Annotated in this window: 17 protein-coding genes; 5 read left to right on the top strand and 12 right to left on the bottom strand. The window is 60.3% G+C overall.

Annotated features, from left to right (window positions below):
• Positions 1–58: 58 nt before the first annotated feature.
• The 8 genes from fusA to LPB072_RS01870 all read right to left on the bottom strand — a co-directional run bounded on the left by fusA (position 59) and on the right by LPB072_RS01870 (position 7,503).
• On the bottom strand, positions 59–2,161 hold the full coding sequence (fusA, locus tag LPB072_RS01905) for an elongation factor G (protein ID WP_066095402.1): 2,103 nt from the start codon (positions 2,159–2,161) through the stop codon (positions 59–61).
• 97 nt (positions 2,162–2,258) lie between these two features.
• On the bottom strand, positions 2,259–2,729 hold the full coding sequence (rpsG, locus tag LPB072_RS01900) for a 30S ribosomal protein S7 (protein ID WP_066095399.1): 471 nt from the start codon (positions 2,727–2,729) through the stop codon (positions 2,259–2,261).
• A gap of 173 nt (positions 2,730–2,902) precedes the next feature.
• Complete coding sequence (rpsL, locus tag LPB072_RS01895) at positions 2,903–3,280, bottom strand: 30S ribosomal protein S12 (RefSeq protein WP_056266875.1); 378 nt, start codon at positions 3,278–3,280, stop codon at positions 2,903–2,905.
• 180 nt (positions 3,281–3,460) lie between these two features.
• A complete protein-coding gene (locus tag LPB072_RS01890; protein WP_066095396.1) occupies positions 3,461–4,624 on the bottom strand; it encodes a D-alanyl-D-alanine carboxypeptidase family protein in 1,164 nt (387 codons plus the stop codon).
• Positions 4,625–4,680: 56 nt separating this feature from the next.
• Positions 4,681–5,304: an alpha/beta hydrolase gene (locus tag LPB072_RS01885; protein WP_066095393.1), complete on the bottom strand. Its 624-nt coding sequence runs from the start codon at positions 5,302–5,304 to the stop codon at positions 4,681–4,683.
• On the bottom strand, positions 5,304–5,642 hold the full coding sequence (locus LPB072_RS01880; RefSeq protein ID WP_066095390.1) for a (2Fe-2S) ferredoxin domain-containing protein: 339 nt from the start codon (positions 5,640–5,642) through the stop codon (positions 5,304–5,306). Before LPB072_RS01880 ends, LPB072_RS01885 begins: the two co-directional genes overlap by 1 nt.
• A 35-nt stretch (positions 5,643–5,677) precedes the next feature.
• Positions 5,678–6,106, bottom strand: a complete 429-nt coding sequence (locus LPB072_RS01875; RefSeq protein ID WP_066095486.1) for a CopD family protein — start codon at positions 6,104–6,106, stop codon at positions 5,678–5,680.
• A gap of 272 nt (positions 6,107–6,378) precedes the next feature.
• A complete protein-coding gene (locus LPB072_RS01870; RefSeq protein WP_066095387.1) occupies positions 6,379–7,503 on the bottom strand; it encodes a hypothetical protein in 1,125 nt (374 codons plus the stop codon).
• A gap of 297 nt (positions 7,504–7,800) precedes the next feature.
• Here LPB072_RS01870 and hemB point away from each other — a divergent pair, with 297 nt between their 5' ends.
• Together hemB and LPB072_RS01860 are read left to right on the top strand one after the other, a co-directional pair.
• On the top strand, positions 7,801–8,802 hold the full coding sequence (hemB, locus tag LPB072_RS01865; RefSeq protein WP_407927777.1) for a porphobilinogen synthase: 1,002 nt from the start codon (positions 7,801–7,803) through the stop codon (positions 8,800–8,802).
• A 14-nt stretch (positions 8,803–8,816) separates the two neighbouring features.
• Positions 8,817–9,926: a magnesium transporter CorA family protein gene (locus tag LPB072_RS01860; protein WP_066095382.1), complete on the top strand. Its 1,110-nt coding sequence runs from the start codon at positions 8,817–8,819 to the stop codon at positions 9,924–9,926.
• 8 nt (positions 9,927–9,934) lie between these two features.
• Here LPB072_RS01860 and LPB072_RS01855 read toward each other — a convergent pair whose 3' ends face one another.
• The 3 genes from LPB072_RS01855 to LPB072_RS01845 are packed head-to-tail and all read right to left on the bottom strand — an operon-like array spanning position 9,935 to position 11,943.
• The gene (locus LPB072_RS01855; RefSeq protein ID WP_066095379.1) at positions 9,935–10,588 is read right to left on the bottom strand and encodes a glutathione S-transferase family protein; all 654 of its coding nucleotides are present in this window, start codon (positions 10,586–10,588) and stop codon (positions 9,935–9,937) included.
• A 35-nt stretch (positions 10,589–10,623) separates the two neighbouring features.
• Positions 10,624–11,307 (bottom strand): dienelactone hydrolase family protein, encoded by a 684-nt coding sequence (locus tag LPB072_RS01850; protein ID WP_066095377.1) that lies wholly within the window; start codon positions 11,305–11,307, stop codon positions 10,624–10,626.
• A gap of 36 nt (positions 11,308–11,343) precedes the next feature.
• Positions 11,344–11,943, bottom strand: a complete 600-nt coding sequence (locus LPB072_RS01845) for a 2-hydroxychromene-2-carboxylate isomerase (protein WP_066095483.1) — start codon at positions 11,941–11,943, stop codon at positions 11,344–11,346.
• 102 nt (positions 11,944–12,045) lie between these two features.
• Here LPB072_RS01845 and LPB072_RS01840 point away from each other — a divergent pair, with 102 nt between their 5' ends.
• The 3 genes from LPB072_RS01840 to LPB072_RS01830 all read left to right on the top strand — a co-directional run bounded on the left by LPB072_RS01840 (position 12,046) and on the right by LPB072_RS01830 (position 14,096).
• The gene (locus LPB072_RS01840) at positions 12,046–12,792 is read left to right on the top strand and encodes an SDR family oxidoreductase (RefSeq protein ID WP_066095374.1); all 747 of its coding nucleotides are present in this window, start codon (positions 12,046–12,048) and stop codon (positions 12,790–12,792) included.
• 87 nt (positions 12,793–12,879) lie between these two features.
• Entirely contained in the window at positions 12,880–13,401 is a 522-nt protein-coding gene (locus tag LPB072_RS01835; RefSeq protein ID WP_066095371.1) for a MaoC family dehydratase, read from the top strand.
• A gap of 71 nt (positions 13,402–13,472) precedes the next feature.
• Complete coding sequence (locus tag LPB072_RS01830) at positions 13,473–14,096, top strand: MarC family protein (protein ID WP_066095368.1); 624 nt, start codon at positions 13,473–13,475, stop codon at positions 14,094–14,096.
• A 31-nt stretch (positions 14,097–14,127) separates the two neighbouring features.
• Here LPB072_RS01830 and LPB072_RS01825 read toward each other — a convergent pair whose 3' ends face one another.
• Positions 14,128–15,141 (bottom strand): TRAP transporter substrate-binding protein, encoded by a 1,014-nt coding sequence (locus LPB072_RS01825; RefSeq protein ID WP_066095365.1) that lies wholly within the window; start codon positions 15,139–15,141, stop codon positions 14,128–14,130.
• Positions 15,142–15,164: the final 23 nt, after the last annotated feature.

Raw genomic sequence — 15,164 nt, 5'->3', positions numbered from 1 at the left:
TCGCTGGCAGACTGGCAAAGCCAGATCTGCGGCGACCTTGGAGTGGACCGGCAGCGCTTTACTTCGCGCGGCTTGCAACGATCGCTTCAGCGACGTTGCGCGGTGCTTCGGCGTAGTGCTTGAACTCCATGGAGTACGTTGCACGGCCTTGCGTTGCGGAACGCAGCGTGGTCGAGTAGCCGAACATTTCCGACAGGGGCACTTCTGCCTTGATGGCCTTGCCGCCACCAACCATGTCTTCCATGCCTTGCACCATGCCGCGACGGCTGGACAGATCGCCCATGACGTTGCCGGCGTAGTCTTCTGGCGTCTCAACTTCCACGGCCATCATGGGCTCGAGGATGACGGGACTGGCTTTGCGGCAACCTTCTTTGAAACCAAAGATGGCGGCCATCTTGAAGGCCATTTCCGACGAGTCAACGTCGTGGTACGAACCGAAGTGCAGCGTGACTTTCACGTCGACCACGGGGTAGCCAGCCAACACACCAGTCGTCAAGGCTTCGATCACGCCTTTTTCCACAGCAGGGATGTATTCGCGAGGAACCACACCACCTTTGATGGCGTCAACGAATTCAAAGCCTTTGCCGGCTTCGTTGGGCTCAATCTTGAACACCACGTGGCCGTACTGACCCTTACCACCCGACTGGCGAACAAATTTGCCTTCGGAGTCTTCGATGGTTTTGCGAATCGTTTCGCGGTAGGCAACCTGGGGCTTGCCCACGTTGGCTTCCACGCCGAATTCGCGCTTCATGCGGTCGACAATGATCTCCAGGTGCAGCTCGCCCATACCGGCAATGATGGTCTGGCCCGACTCTTCGTCGGTCTTGACGCGGAAGGATGGATCCTCTGCGGCCAGACGCTGCAAGGCGATACCCATTTTTTCCTGATCGGCCTTGGTCTTTGGCTCCACGGCCTGTGCAATCACAGGCTCGGGGAAGACCATGCGCTCAAGCATGATGATGTCATCAGGATCGCACAGGGTTTCGCCCGTCGTCACATCTTTCAAGCCCACGCAAGCAGCGATGTCACCGGCGCGAATTTCTTCGACTTCCAGGCGGTTGTTGGCGTGCATCTGAACGATACGGCCGATACGCTCTTTCTTGCCCTTGATCGGGTTGAAAACGGAGTCACCCTTTTTCAGCACGCCGGAATACACGCGAACGAACGTCAACTGACCCACATACGGGTCGGTCATCAGCTTGAACGCCAGGGCGGACAGCTTCTCGTCGTCGGCAGGACGGCGGGAAACGGGCTCTTCGTCTTCATCGGTGCCGCCAACAGGCGGGATATCCACAGGCGAAGGAAGGAAGTCAACCACGGCGTCGAGCATGCGCTGCACGCCCTTGTTCTTGAAGGCCGTGCCACACAGCATGGGCTGGATTTCAGCGGCCAGCGTGCGGGTGCGAATACCCTGCTTGATCTCAGCTTCCGTCAAGGTACCTTCTTCAAGGTACTTGTTCATGTACTCTTCGCTGGCTTCGGCAGCCGCCTCAACCATCTTCTCGCGCCACTCTTCGGCCTGCGCCTGAAGTTCGGCAGGGATTTCGCGGTAATCGAACTTCATACCGTGAGAAGCCTCATCCCAGTAGATGGCCTTCATCTTGATCAGGTCAACCACGCCCTTGAAGTTCTCTTCGGCGCCGATTGGGATCACGATGACCACAGGACTGGCCTTCAGGCGCAGCTTCATCTGCTCAACGACCTTGAAGAAGTTGGCTCCGGTGCGGTCCATCTTGTTCACAAAGGCCAGACGTGGCACCTTGTACTTGTTGGCCTGGCGCCAGACGGTTTCCGACTGGGGCTGCACGCCACCCACGGCGCAATAAACCATGCAAGCACCGTCCAGCACGCGCATGGAGCGCTCCACCTCAATGGTGAAATCCACGTGGCCGGGGGTGTCAATGATGTTGAAGCGGTGCTCTTCGTAGTTGAGATCCATGCCCTTCCAGAAGCAGGTCGTTGCAGCGGACGTGATGGTGATACCACGCTCTTGCTCTTGCTCCATCCAGTCCATGGTCGCGGCGCCGTCGTGAACTTCGCCGATTTTGTGGTTCACACCCGTGTAAAACAGGATGCGTTCGGTGGTGGTGGTTTTACCGGCGTCAATGTGCGCGGAAATACCAATGTTGCGGTAACGCTCAAGGGGCGTGGTGCGTGCCATGGAAATACTCCAAAATTGGGTCGAGCCCGCCGCCCTTTTTCAAGGGAAAGCGGGCTCTCGGGTCAGGTTAAATGAGACGGAGCGGACAGCGCCCGAATCAGAAACGGAAGTGGCTGAATGCCTTGTTGGCTTCGGCCATGCGGTGCACTTCGTCACGCTTTTTCATGGCACCGCCACGGCCTTCGGTGGCCTCAATCAACTCGTTGGCCAGGCGCATGGCCATGGACTTCTCGCTGCGCTTGCGGGCGGCTTCCTTGATCCAGCGCATGGACAAAGCCAGACGACGGACAGGGCGCACTTCAACGGGCACCTGGTAGTTGGCACCACCCACGCGGCGGGACTTCACCTCCACCATGGGCTTGACGTTGTTGATGGCGACGGAGAACGCCTCGACCGGGTCTTTACCGGTCTTCTTTTCAATCTGCTCCAGAGCACCATAAATGATGCGCTCGGCGACGGCTTTTTTGCCGCCTTCCATGATCACGTTCATGAACTTGGAGAGCTCTACGTTGCCGAACTTAGGATCCGGCAGGATTTCACGTTTAGGGACTTCGCGACGACGTGGCATTTTTTCACCTCTAAATTTGCTTCAGTTGGCATCTTGGCAGACACCGCGAGAGACAAGCCTGACTCTCACTTACTCGACCCACCCGCGACATTGCAGGCTCCGGGTCACTACGCTGATTTCACCGCGCCACGCGGCAAACAGCACCGAATATCTCTTTTGCTTGCAGCCGAGGATTACTTGGCTTTGGGCTTCTTCGCACCGTACTTGGAGCGCGACTGCTTGCGGTCTTTCACGCCTTGCAAATCGAGCGAACCGCGCACGATGTGGTAACGCACACCTGGCAAATCCTTGACACGACCGCCACGAACCAGCACAACACTGTGTTCCTGCAGGTTGTGGCCTTCACCGCCGATGTAGGAAATCACCTCAAAACCGTTGGTCAGGCGCACTTTGGCAACCTTACGCAAAGCGGAGTTAGGCTTTTTGGGAGTCGTTGTGTAAACACGGGTGCAGACACCACGACGCTGAGGAGAGTTCTCCATGGCCGGGCTCTTGGATTTGGTCTTTTCGACCTCCCGGCCGTGGCGCACGAGTTGATTGATGGTTGGCATGAAACGTCCCTAAACGTTTAGAAAAAATAAAGCGAAAACGAAAACTTCTCGGAAGATTCCGAAAAGCCCTCGACTATAGCACGGGACGTAGAAATCTGCAACGCGCCTGGTATCGCGGTTCCGAGTGAAAGCAAAAAAGCCGCCCAAGGGCGGCTTTTCAGACTGAAGCCAAGACAGCGCCTACTGAATCCACAGGCGCAAGGAATCCCAGGCCCGGCCCACAAAGCCGCTTTCTTCAACCGTCTCCAGCACCGTCAACGGCACTTCCGTCACCGGTTCGCCGCTCGCCAAGGTCACACGCAAAACGCCCAGGGACTGCCCTTTCAGCAAAGGCGCCACCAAGGGTTCCGGCCGAACAATTTCGGTCTTGATGCGCGGACCTTCGCCTGCCGGGACAGAGACCACCACGCCATCAACCTTGCCCAGCTTCACTCCAGGCGACCGGCCCTTCCATACCCGCGGCGTTGCCAGAGCCTGACCGGCCGACGTCAACCGGACGGCATCGAAGGCTGTGTAGCCCCAGTTCAACAGTTTCTGGCTTTCGGCAGCCCGAACGTTCTCGCTGGAGGCCCCCAGCAACACACTCAGCAACCGGCGCTCGCCGGCCGGGCCTTCGCCCAGACCTGCTACTGGTCGATGTGCGGTAGCGACCATGCAATAGCCGGCCGCGTCGGTGTGGCCGGTCTTGAGCCCGTCGACAGTAGGGTCGCGAAACAGCAACAGGTTGCGGTTGGTGTCGTTCGCTTTGGGGGTACCGGGGTAGCGGTAGTGCTGAATCGCGTAATAGGCCACGTAGGTCGGGAAATCTTTGATCAACCGCGTCGCCAGGCGCGCCAAGTCGTTGGCGGTGGTGGTGTGGCCAGCCTCGGTCAAACCCTCCGGGTTTTTGTAGGTGGTGTTGGTCATGCCCAGCACTTTGGCTTGCTGGTTCATCATTTCAACAAAGCGTTCTTCGCTCCCGCCAACCCCTTCGGCCAGCGCCATCGAGGCATCGTTGCCGGACTGCACGATCACGCCCTTGATCAGGTCTTCCACGGGCACCTGCATCTTTGGATCGATGAACATGCGCGAACCCGGCATTTTCCAGGCACGCTCGCTGACTGGGAAAGTCTGTTCCAGATTGATTTTTCCCGATTTCAACGCATCAAACACCACGTAAATGGTCATCAACTTGGTCAGCGAAGCTGGCTCCACCGCCTTGTCGGGATCATTTGACGCCAACACTTGCCCTGATGTCACATCCATCAACAAATAGGCCTTGGCCGCAATCTCGGGCGGCTTCGGCGGCTGCGCCACCGCAGAGAAGGACCCCGCAACACACACCAACCCGGCAACCCAACGCATCAACGATCGACGCAGCAAAATACTCACCCCTTAAAAGATCAAAGAAAGCAGGCTCTTCAAGCCTGCAAATGGCGCACGGTCAACTCTCGCAACAGCGGCAACTGACCGTGGAAAAAATGGCCGCCGCTAGGGACAACCAGAACCGGCAAAACCTGAGGCCTTGCCCAGTCCATGACCGACGTCAGCGGAACGGTGTCATCCGCCTCGCCGTGAATGACCAACGTACGCGAGTGAAGTTCCGGGGGCACAGAGGCCGTTTCGAAACGGCTTGTGGCCGTGCCCACCAAAACCACCTTGCTCAGTTCACGTTCGGCGGCCATATGAGCCACCGCATGGCTTGCCACAAAGGCACCAAACGAAAACCCTGCCAGACACAACGCGCCTTCGGGTGCCTGGTCCTGCACCACAGCCACCATGTCTGCCAGTTCGCCACGCCCTTCATCGTAAACGCCGGCGCTGGCGCCCACCCCACGAAAATTGAATCGCACCGCGGTCCAGCCAGACAGAACAAAGGCGCGCGCCAAGGTCTGAACCACCTTGTTGGTCATGGTGCCGCCAAACAGTGGGTGCGGATGCGCAATCACCGCCACACCCTTGGCTTCACCACCGGGTCGATCGATCGCCAGCTCAAGTGCGCCGGCAGGTCCGGAAATCAGCTTTTTCTCGGTCTGCGCGTTCATCAGCGACCCACGGTGGGGGGCGTCAACAAACGCTCCACGACCACGCCATCGCGCAAGTGAGACTCGACGATTTCGTCGATATCGCTCTGATCCACATAGCTGTACCAGACCCCTTCCGGGTACACCACGGCAATCGGCCCCCCCGCGCACCGGTCAAGGCAGCCCGCCTTGTTCACCCGGACTTTTCCAGCACCCAGGAGGCCCTGCGCTTTGGCCTGGGATTTGCAGCGGTCGAATGCCGCCTGGGCACCATGGGGCGCGCAGCATGCCTCCCCACCCTCTCGTTGATTCAGGCAAAAGAAGATATGACGCTCGTAGTAGGGGGACTGGTTTTCCATGGGGGCATTTTAGGGTCTGCCTATTTCAGCGGGGCTCAGAACGGCTTGACCACAACCAGTACCACCACAGCCACCAGCATCAAAACAGGGGCCTCATTGAACCACCGGTACCAGACATGGTTGCGGCGGTTTTCTCCGCGCTCGAACTTGCGCAGCATGACGCTACAAGCATGGTGATAACCAAGAACCAGGAGAACAACCAGCAGCTTGGCATGCATCCAGCCATTGCCAGCACCCCAACCGATGCCATACCCCGCCCACAGCCACAGCCCCAGCGCAACCGCCGGGACGGCCAGCATGGTCGTGAAGCGCATGAGCTTGCGTGCCATCAATAGAAGGCGCTGCCGCTCGGCATCGCTACCGGGCGGCACCATGGCCAAGTTTACAAAAATGCGCGGCAGGTAGAACAGGCCGGCAAACCAGCTGGCCACGAACACGATATGAAAAGATTTGACCCACAACATGGGCGTCAGTGTATCGCCGTGCCTGCGTGCGCCTTCGCCTGGCGACACCCGAGGAAAGAAACGTCGAGACAAAAAAAACCCGGCCCATAGGGCCGGGTTGGGAAGCCTTTTTGCTGTCACACACTAAGGCACCCGCTCAGGGAGGAAAAGCGGGGAGCCCACCCGAAGGCAAGCCCACAGCAATGCTACAACAGAAAGTCTGATTTCGTCACGCTGTTGACACCGTTCTCCCTATGAAAACGGTGTTTCCACCTGAACTGAAGTCGTCCGACTTACATCATTTTTGCCAGCTCAAACATCACCGCGGTACCAAGGGCTTCGCGAATGTTGCCCCGCCCAACTTTGGCCATTGAAAACTCGCCAAAACCGGACATGTCGAAGGAGCTGTCATCTGGCGAAATTTCAACAAAGGGAAACTCGAACACCTCGCGAAGCACGGCTCTACGGAATTCGTCAAACTCGTCGTCCTTGATTTCCGAATCCACAACGATCAGGTTGGGCATGCGGCTCTTGATCACATCGCGTGCCTGTTGGAAGTCCACAACACTGTCAGACGAAATACCTATTTCCCTCAATGCATCCCGGACATCTGCACGGATTTGCAAGCTTGGTGAAATGGTCAGCACGTAGGTGCCTGACAACGACTTGAACATCGACGAGTGGTCATCCGACAGGTCGACTGCCGAGATGCCATCTACAGCCTGCACCGTCCGGGTGAACATGGCAGTGAAAGTCACACCGTCATCGCTCAGGGTGCGATCAATTTCTATCCCCCCGGCCACAAGCGCGATCTGGCGAATGAGCATCCAGCTCAGGCTGTCTGAGCTGGCAGCGCTGGACGGGGGAGCACCATCGTTGGCCACGCGCACCAGAAAGCGGGCGTGCTGCGGCCAGGCGTTGAGATCCAAGCGCATGTCGACCCGGTTGCCGAACGGCAGGCTCCAGTCCAGAACGGCGTTGACGAACGTGTGTGCAACGGTGGGATCGATCAAGACCTCAACGGGCTTGAGCTTGCGACGCAGGGCGATACCCAAGGTGGCCAGCTCTTGCTTGCGCTCTTGAAGCACCCCCTCGACCAACTGCGACATGTCGACTTTTTCGTGGGTTTGGCGAATACGCCCCATGTAGAAGCGGTTGATCTGCTGTGCGCTCACGCCGGCCAGTTTGATGCGCTCTGCCGGAATCGACATCGCGCGGTGTTCTTGCTTGCTGATGCGACCTGCAGACAACAACTGGTCAAATTGATGCTGCAACGAGCTCACACTTTCGGTGAACTGATCGGCCAGTCCGCCCACCAGTTCAGGCCAATGGTCATCGAGGGACCAGCCATCGGTCTCACCGCCTTTTGCGTCGGAAGGCCGCGGTGCGGAAGCGTTGCTTTTATTGTCCTGAGCCATGCTGCGTCTCAATGATTTGGTGATTGGAGTCCTCAGTGTGTTCGTGTGCAAACGCGACGCTTGCAAAACACCGAGGCCGAGGAACTTTCCGAACGGGAATCATGGCATCAAATGCCTGTGTCGAACACCTATTGTGTCGGTGCGTTCGAGTTCAACACAAACCCGCTCTATTTTCAATCTCCTTGCCAATTTTACCTATGGATACAAAATACCGGTCAAATCACCCAGGTTCATAAGAAAGCAGAGACCCCGCAGACCATCGCGCCAAGGATCCAGGCAATTTGCCACAATATGCCCATGCTTCAACCTGCACCTTTTCCTTTGTCCCGTCCTCGTCGCTTGCGGCGCGACGCTTTTACACGAGACCTCGTGCGCGAACACCGGCTGACGCCTGCCGATCTCATCTATCCGGTTTTTGTATTGGAGGGCGCCAGTCGATGCGAGGCGGTGGGATCCATGCCCGGGGTAGAGCGCCTGAGTCTCGATCTGCTGCTGCCCGTGGCCGAAGACTGCGTGAAGCTGGGCATTCCCGTGATGGCGCTGTTCCCGGTGATCGATCCCACCTTAAAAACGCCAGATGGGCGGGAGGCGACCAACCCCGAGGGCTTGGTGCCAACGGTCGTGCGCGAGCTGAAGAAGCGCTTCCCCGAGCTGGGCGTGATGACCGATGTGGCACTGGACCCGTTTACCAGCCACGGTCAGGACGGGCTGCTTGATGAACACAACTACATCCTCAACGACCCCACCGTCGAAATTTTGGTGAAGCAGGCACTCACTCAGGCCGAAGCCGGCGTGGACATGGTCGCGCCCAGCGACATGATGGACGGGCGCATCGGCGCCATTCGCACCGCGCTGGAAGCCAACGGCCTGGTCCACACCCGCATCATGGCCTACAGCGCCAAATACGCCAGCGCCTTTTACGGTCCGTTTCGCGACGCTGTGGGCTCGGCCGCCAACCTCGGCAAGGCCGACAAAAAGGTCTATCAGATGGACCCGGGCAACAGCGACGAGGCGTTGCGCGAAGTGGCGCTGGACATCGCCGAGGGCGCCGACATGGTGATGGTCAAGCCCGGCATGCCCTACCTGGACATCGTGCGAAGGGTGAAAGACGAGTTCCGCGTGCCCACTTTTGCCTACCAGGTGAGTGGCGAATACGCCATGCTCAAAGCCGCCGCGCAGAACGGCTGGCTGGACCACGACGCGGTGATGATGGAAAGCCTGCTGGCCTTCAAGCGCGCAGGTGCCGATGGCGTACTGACCTATTTCGCGCGCGATGCCGCCCGCTTGTTGAACCGCTGACAGAAAGCGCCCCCTTGCGTTGCTTCCACATTCAGCCCAAGGGGGTCACCGAGCTGGCCGATCCGCCACATCAGGCGCCGGCCTCCGGTTTTGTCTGGATTGCCTGCGGGAGACAAGAACTTGAAGCGGAACAAGCGCAGGTGCAAACAGCGTTGTCCGACCTGTCAGGCCACACGCTTGTGGATTTGCACATCTCTGACCTGCTGAACAAGCAGTTGCCCTCCCACTTTGACTACACCTCGGACTACGACCTGCTGGTGTTTCGGCGCCTGGCCACCAGCCAGACCGAAAACGGTATTGCCGAGCCCGCCCAGTCATTGGCGCAGCGCCCCAAACGCAGCGGTCCACCCGTTTTGCGCCAAATCGACACCAGCCCGGTGGGTTTTGCGGTGTTTGACCGTGTGGTGCTGACGGTGCATCCGGCCGGCTGCGCCGTGCTTGATCACTATGCCCAACGGCTGCTGACCGCCCCATCGGCCAACAACCGCAGCCCGGGTGCCCACTTGCCTGCCAGCCCCGCCGACCTGATGCTGCGTGTGGTCCACCACATGGTTGACGGCTACCTGGACTTGCGGCGCGAGCTCACGCGCCAGCTTGACCACTGGCAGACCGAACTGCTCAAGCCGCGCGCCCGGTTTCAGAATTGGTCTACCTTGCTCGAAGCGCGCATCTCATTGCATCAGCTCGACGACATTTGCGAAGACCAGCGATCGGCGGTGCTCGACTGGATCGAGTCACTGGCCAGCTGGGAGGCCGACGACCACAACGGCGGTCTGCGGGGACTGGAGTTGCTGCGGGTGCGCAGCCGTGACGTGCTGGAGCACATTGAGCGGGTCGTACACCATGTGAGACGCCTGGAGCAGAACGCGGAAACTGCGGTGCAGATGCATTTCTCAGCGCAGAGCAACCGCACCAACGACATCATGCGCACACTCACCGTGCTCACCGCCGTTTTTCTGCCGCTGAACCTGATTGCCGGCATCTTCGGCATGAACTTTCAGTTCATACCCTTGGTGCACCAGCAAGAAGGCTTCTGGTGGGCGATGGGTGCCATGGTGGTCATCGCTGTAGGACTGAGCGTGTTTTTCTGGCGCCACCGCTACCTGGAGCGCAGCTCGCGTTAGGCGCAGCCCTAGACGAACGGCGCCCCAAGGCCTTCGCTGTTCAAGGTTCGCTGAACTGCCGGGCGCTCCAGCATGCGCAGGAGCAGCCTTCCCAGTTGCCGGCGATCCCGCGCAGGTGGCGTCAGCGCAAACTCCCGCGTCCAGCGGCACAAAGTGAACAGGTAAGGGTCGAGTGCCGAATAAGCTTCTCCCAGCAGCCAGGATTGCCCGTGCCGCACCAGCTCAGCTTCGACCTGATCGAGCAAGACGCCAGCCCGTTCTTCGGCGTGGCGCTTCACCTCCGCCGCCCCCTCTGCATTGCCCGCATCGAGCCAGCGCCCGGGATAAAAATAGACCATCAGCGTGCTCTGCAAGGTATTCGTGAGCCACATCAACCATTTGTAGAAGTGCGCGCGCTCTGGCGTGCCCAGCGCTGGCGCCAGTCCGCTTTCGGGATGGATGTCGCACAGATGCAGCGTGATCGCTGCGGTCTCGTAGAGCACCAATTCCCCATCGGTGAGCACCGGTATCAGGCCATTGGGATTGAGCTCCAAATAGGCAGGCAACTTTTGCGCGTCGTTCACCCGGTCCACCAGGACCCGCTCATAGGCAACGCCAACCTCTTCCAGCAAGATATGGGGCACCATGCTGGCGGTGCTCGGGAAATAGTGCAGCCGAATCATGTGGGGTCGTTGTGTTGGGCCGGGGCGGCGCTGCTTCAGGTCAGATGTTGCCCCAGAAACGCCAATGTTCGTTGCCGAGCCAATTGAGCAGCAGCGGCATCGTAGCTGCCGCGCTGATCGCAGTTGAACCCGTGCTGGCCCGCATACACCTGCACGTCGACACCAGGCTGCGCCTTTTGAAAGGCGGCCACCGAATCCAGGGGTATGTGGTTGTCCTGATCTGCAAAGTGCGCCAAGGTGGGCACCAAGGCTTGGCGCGCGGGCTCATCACCAGCCGTCATGCCGCCACCGTAAAAACACACCGCTGCACTCAAGCCCGGCAGCATGCAGGCCGCCCGCCAGGTCAGCAGTCCGCCCCAGCAATAGCCCATCACAGCCACCTTGCCGCCTTCAGCCGCCCTACCGATGCTGGCTGCGATGTCTTGCATCACGCCGGGAGCAGGCAGTGCCTCAACCGCTTGCTTGAGCGCACGCGCTTCCCCCATGTCCGAATCGGTGTAGCCCAGTTCCACGTCCGGCCTGATGCGCTGAAACATGGCAGGCGCGACCACCAGGTAGCCTTCGGCGGCGTAGCCATCGGCCACCGAACGGATGTGGCTGTTGACACCAAAAATTTCCTGCAACAAGACGATGCCGCCTTTGGCCGAGCCCGCAGGTTCGGCCACGTAAGCGGAAAAAGCCAAGCCATCGGCGGCCGTGAGTGAGATCGTTTGGCCCATGGTGCCTCCTGTTGGTGATGAACTGAAAACAAACGGTCAGGCGTGCAAGCGGCGTTTGACGAAGTCCAGCCGGTCCTGACCCCAGAAGAGTTCGCCGTCGACCACATAACTGGGTGCGCCAAACACCCCGGCGTCTTTGGCGGCCTGGGTATTCTGCTCATAGCGTGCCTGCACATCGGCGTCCTGCGAGCGCTGCAACAAACCGGCGTCCAGCCCGCACTCGACCAGCAACTCGCCCAACACAGCCGTATCAGCGATGTTGCGCTCCTGAACCCAGACGGCCGCGCCGATGGCGCCGGTCAGCGCCATGGCGGCGTTGCTGCCCTTGGCCATGTCGGCGGCGACGATGAGCCGAGCCGCGTCGTCGGCGGCCACCGGGAAAAACTGGGGCTGCACAGTCAGCGGCATCTCCAATGCCTCGCTGAAGCGTTTGAGTTCCAGCAACCGGTAGGCCTGACGCTGCGGCGCGCGCTTGGGCAAGGGCAAGCCGCCCGAGGTCGAAAACACGTCGCCCAGATCCACCGGCAAGACCCGCACGGTGGCGCCGCGGGCGGCTGCCATCTTCGCCAGCCGGGCATGGCCCAGGTAGGTCCAGGGGCTGTTGGGGGCGAAATAGTAGTCGACTGTGTGACGCATGAAGCTCTCCATTTGGGGTGAGGGACGGTAAGCTGATACTTGAACAACGTCGCCGTGACCTCGGTTGTAACCGGTGAGCGCGGCTTTTGCAGGAGACGGGTTATGAATCAAGCACTGTTGGTGACCGGCGGCAGCCGGGGCATCGGCGCGGCCACAGCCCTGCTGGCGGCGCGCTCGGGCTGGTCGGTGGCGGTGAACTACGCGGCCAACTCGCTGGCGGCCGACGAAGTGGTGCGCGCCATCCGCGCCGATGGCGGCACCGCCATGGCCGTGCAGGCCGATGTGGCCGATGAGGCGCAGGTGCTCGCCATGTTCCAGAAGATCGACGCCAAGTTCGGGCCGCTGGGTGGCCTGGTGAACAACGCCGGCGTGGTGGACGTGAGCGCCCGGCTGGACGAAATGAGCGTGGCGCGCTGGCGGCGCATGTTCGACATCAACGTGATCGGCGCCATGCTCTGCGCGCGCGAGGCGGTTCGCCGCATGAGCACCCGTCATGGGGGCCAGGGTGGCGCCATCGTCAACGTGTCCAGCGCCGCGTCGCGCCTGGGCTCGCCGGGCCAGTACGTGGACTATGCAGCGGCCAAAGGCGCGATCGACACCTTCACGATTGGCCTGGCCAAAGAGGTCGCGGCCGAGGGCATCCGCGTCAATGCCGTGCGCCCGGGCCTGATTGACACCGAGATCCACGCTTCTGGCGGCTTGCCCAGCCGCGTCAAAGACCTGCAGCACCTGGTGCCCATGCAACGCGGCGGCACGGCCAATGAGGTGGCGCAGTCCATCGTCTGGCTGCTTTCGAATGCCGCCAGCTACACCACCATGAGCCTGCTTGACGTTTCCGGAGGAAGATGACATGAAGATCCCCACGCTTCGCCGCTTTGCGGTTCACTGCCCCCCGAGGGGGCGTGTTTCACCTTGGGTCGGCCCGGCGGTGAAACCATGACCGCCACCACACCCGAACAAAGCCCCCACATCAAATACTGGTGGGAAGACCTGGACATCGGTCAGACCCGGGACCTCGGCACGATATCGCCCACCCGTGAAGAGATCATCGCCTTCGCCAGCCAGTTCGACCCACAACCCTTTCACCTCAGCGATGAAGGCGGCAAGGCCTCGGTCTTCGGCGCCTTGAGCGCCAGTGGCTGGCACACCTGCGCCATGGCCATGCGCCTGATGGTGACCAACTTCCTGCACGAGAGTTCGAGCCTGGGCTCGCCCGGGCTGGAGAGCCTGAAATGGACCAAGCCGGTCTACCCCGGCGATGTTCTGCGCCTGCAGCACACCATCACCGAGAAGCGCCCCATGAGCAAGCGGCCCGACGTGGGCTTGGTGCGCACGGTCTGGGAAATGTTCAACCAGCATGGCGACAAGGTCTTGCACATGGAGGGCTACGGCATGTTTAGATTGAAGTCGCCCCCACGCTCCGCCGCTGCGCGGGTCGCTGCCCCCGAAGGGGGCTGATCCGGCTTGGGGCGGCCCGACGCCGGATCGCGCGGACTCTCTCGCTGCCGACATGCCCCACAATCGCGCCCATGGACTTCAAGCCCCTCATCACCCTGCTGGCCATCGTCAACCCCTTGGCGATCGTGCCGTTCTTTATCCACTACACGCAGGGGTTCAGCTCGGCGCAGCGCAAACGCACCATCCTGGTTGCGGCCTTCAGCGCCTTCACCGTGATCGCGATCTGCGCCATCATCGGCCTGCAAATTCTGGAGTTTTTCGGCATTTCGCTGGCCAGCTTTCAGGTCGGCGGCGGCCTGCTGCTGCTGACCTCGGCGCTCTCCATGCTCAACGCGCAGCCTGCGGAAGCCAAAGTGACCCAGGAAGAAATGGACGACGCCGCCGCCGCCCGCACCTCGGTGGCCGTGGTCCCGCTCACCATCCCGTTGCTGACCGGGCCTGCCGCGATGTCCACCGTGGTGATCTACGCCGACCAGGCCAAAACCTTCTTCCAGCACGCCGCCCTGGTCGGCTACGGCCTGGTGATCGGCCTGGCCACCGCCATCTGTTTCGCCGCCGCCAAACCCATTGCCCGCTTTCTGGGCCAGACCGGCATCAACGTGATGACACGGCTGATGGGCTTGATCCTGGCAGCGCTGTCCGTGGAGGTCATGACCGCCGGGCTGATCAAGTTGTTCCCGGCGCTCGTGGGTTGACGAACCCCGGAAAGCACGCCTGCCGAAGGTGTCATTTCACCTTTTGAACCTCTGCACGGAATTCGTCCAGTACCGCTTTCGCATTTTTCAGGCCACGCGATTCAGCTGTCTCCACCCAACGGTCCTCCAGCGCGGCTTGCTTCTTTTTCACTTCAGCCACAAACGCGCTGTTGGCCATCTGCCTCTGCACGCCGGTTTGCTTCTGAATGTCGCGGGATTCGGCATCGGTTCGGTCCCAGCCGGCGGCGAACAGGCGCGCAGCAGATTCCCCGGAGACTTTGTCGATCACCGCCCGCTCTTGCGGTTTGAGGCTGTTGTACTTGGCCTCGTTCATCATGAAAACGAAACTGGTGTTGTACAGACCGCCGGGAAAAGTGGTCGCGTATTTCACCATGCTCAAACGCATGGACTGCAAGGACTCGTCGGGAAAGAATGTACCGTCCATCACACCCGTGGACAACAATTCAAACGACGAGGTGGCGGGCTTCAACGTGGTGTTCCACCCCATGAGTTTGGACAACTCATTGATGTTGCCGCCGCCAATGCGAAACTTCATCCTGGCTGCATCGGCTACGCTGGAAACCGGCTCTTTGACAGAAAAAATGATGCCTGGACCGTGCGTGAAAACAGCCAGCGCTTTGACGCCGCGGTGTTCCCCCAGCGGCGCGAAGTATTTGTCATAGATCCGCTGGTAGGCCACAGAGGTGGCCGTGGAGGAGTCGCCCAAAAACGGAAATTCGGCAACCTGGGTGAACACGAACCGACCAGGCGTGTATCCATCCACGGTGTAGGACACATCGGCCAGACCGTCGCGCACTGCATCGAACGTGCCAGGCGGGGCGGTAACCGCCTTGGGCAGCAGGTTGCACTTCACACTGCCTTGGGTTCCCTTTTCCACCGCGTCACACCATTGGTTCTGGGCAAGGGTGGCGGCATGCGAAGGTGGCAACCAGGTGGATACCTGCAGCACGGTCTGCGCCTGGGTGGCGCCTGCCGCAACACAGACCACTGAGAGCGCTGCGAGTCGAGGGAAATGGTTCTTCATGTTGTCTCCGGTTTCAGATGGGT

This window comes from Hydrogenophaga crassostreae, from assembly GCF_001761385.1.
Classification (GTDB): domain Bacteria; phylum Pseudomonadota; class Gammaproteobacteria; order Burkholderiales; family Burkholderiaceae_C; genus Hydrogenophaga; species Hydrogenophaga crassostreae.
Note: the sequence above shows the minus strand (reverse complement) of the source record. Positions and strands in the feature narration are given on the sequence as shown.

Excerpts from the sequence above, each read along its gene's own strand:
- LPB072_RS01870 (WP_066095387.1), bottom strand. The coding sequence starts at position 7,503 with ATGGCTCAGGACAATAAAAGCAACGCTTCCGCACCGCGGCCTTCCGAC.
- LPB072_RS01830 (WP_066095368.1), top strand. The coding sequence starts at position 13,473 with ATGGACTTCAAGCCCCTCATCACCCTGCTGGCCATCGTCAACCCCTTG.
- LPB072_RS01835 (WP_066095371.1), top strand. The coding sequence starts at position 12,880 with ATGACCGCCACCACACCCGAACAAAGCCCCCACATCAAATACTGGTGG.
- rpsG (WP_066095399.1), bottom strand. The coding sequence starts at position 2,729 with ATGCCACGTCGTCGCGAAGTCCCTAAACGTGAAATCCTGCCGGATCCT.
- LPB072_RS01825 (WP_066095365.1), bottom strand. The coding sequence starts at position 15,141 with ATGAAGAACCATTTCCCTCGACTCGCAGCGCTCTCAGTGGTCTGTGTT.
- LPB072_RS01885 (WP_066095393.1), bottom strand. The coding sequence starts at position 5,304 with ATGAACGCGCAGACCGAGAAAAAGCTGATTTCCGGACCTGCCGGCGCA.
- fusA (WP_066095402.1), bottom strand. The coding sequence starts at position 2,161 with ATGGCACGCACCACGCCCCTTGAGCGTTACCGCAACATTGGTATTTCC.
- LPB072_RS01855 (WP_066095379.1), bottom strand. The coding sequence starts at position 10,588 with ATGATTCGGCTGCACTATTTCCCGAGCACCGCCAGCATGGTGCCCCAT.
- hemB (WP_407927777.1), top strand. The coding sequence starts at position 7,801 with ATGCTTCAACCTGCACCTTTTCCTTTGTCCCGTCCTCGTCGCTTGCGG.
- LPB072_RS01840 (WP_066095374.1), top strand. The coding sequence starts at position 12,046 with ATGAATCAAGCACTGTTGGTGACCGGCGGCAGCCGGGGCATCGGCGCG.
- LPB072_RS01850 (WP_066095377.1), bottom strand. The coding sequence starts at position 11,307 with ATGGGCCAAACGATCTCACTCACGGCCGCCGATGGCTTGGCTTTTTCC.
- LPB072_RS01890 (WP_066095396.1), bottom strand. The coding sequence starts at position 4,624 with ATGCGTTGGGTTGCCGGGTTGGTGTGTGTTGCGGGGTCCTTCTCTGCG.
- LPB072_RS01845 (WP_066095483.1), bottom strand. The coding sequence starts at position 11,943 with ATGCGTCACACAGTCGACTACTATTTCGCCCCCAACAGCCCCTGGACC.
- LPB072_RS01875 (WP_066095486.1), bottom strand. The coding sequence starts at position 6,106 with ATGTTGTGGGTCAAATCTTTTCATATCGTGTTCGTGGCCAGCTGGTTT.
- rpsL (WP_056266875.1), bottom strand. The coding sequence starts at position 3,280 with ATGCCAACCATCAATCAACTCGTGCGCCACGGCCGGGAGGTCGAAAAG.
- LPB072_RS01880 (WP_066095390.1), bottom strand. The coding sequence starts at position 5,642 with ATGGAAAACCAGTCCCCCTACTACGAGCGTCATATCTTCTTTTGCCTG.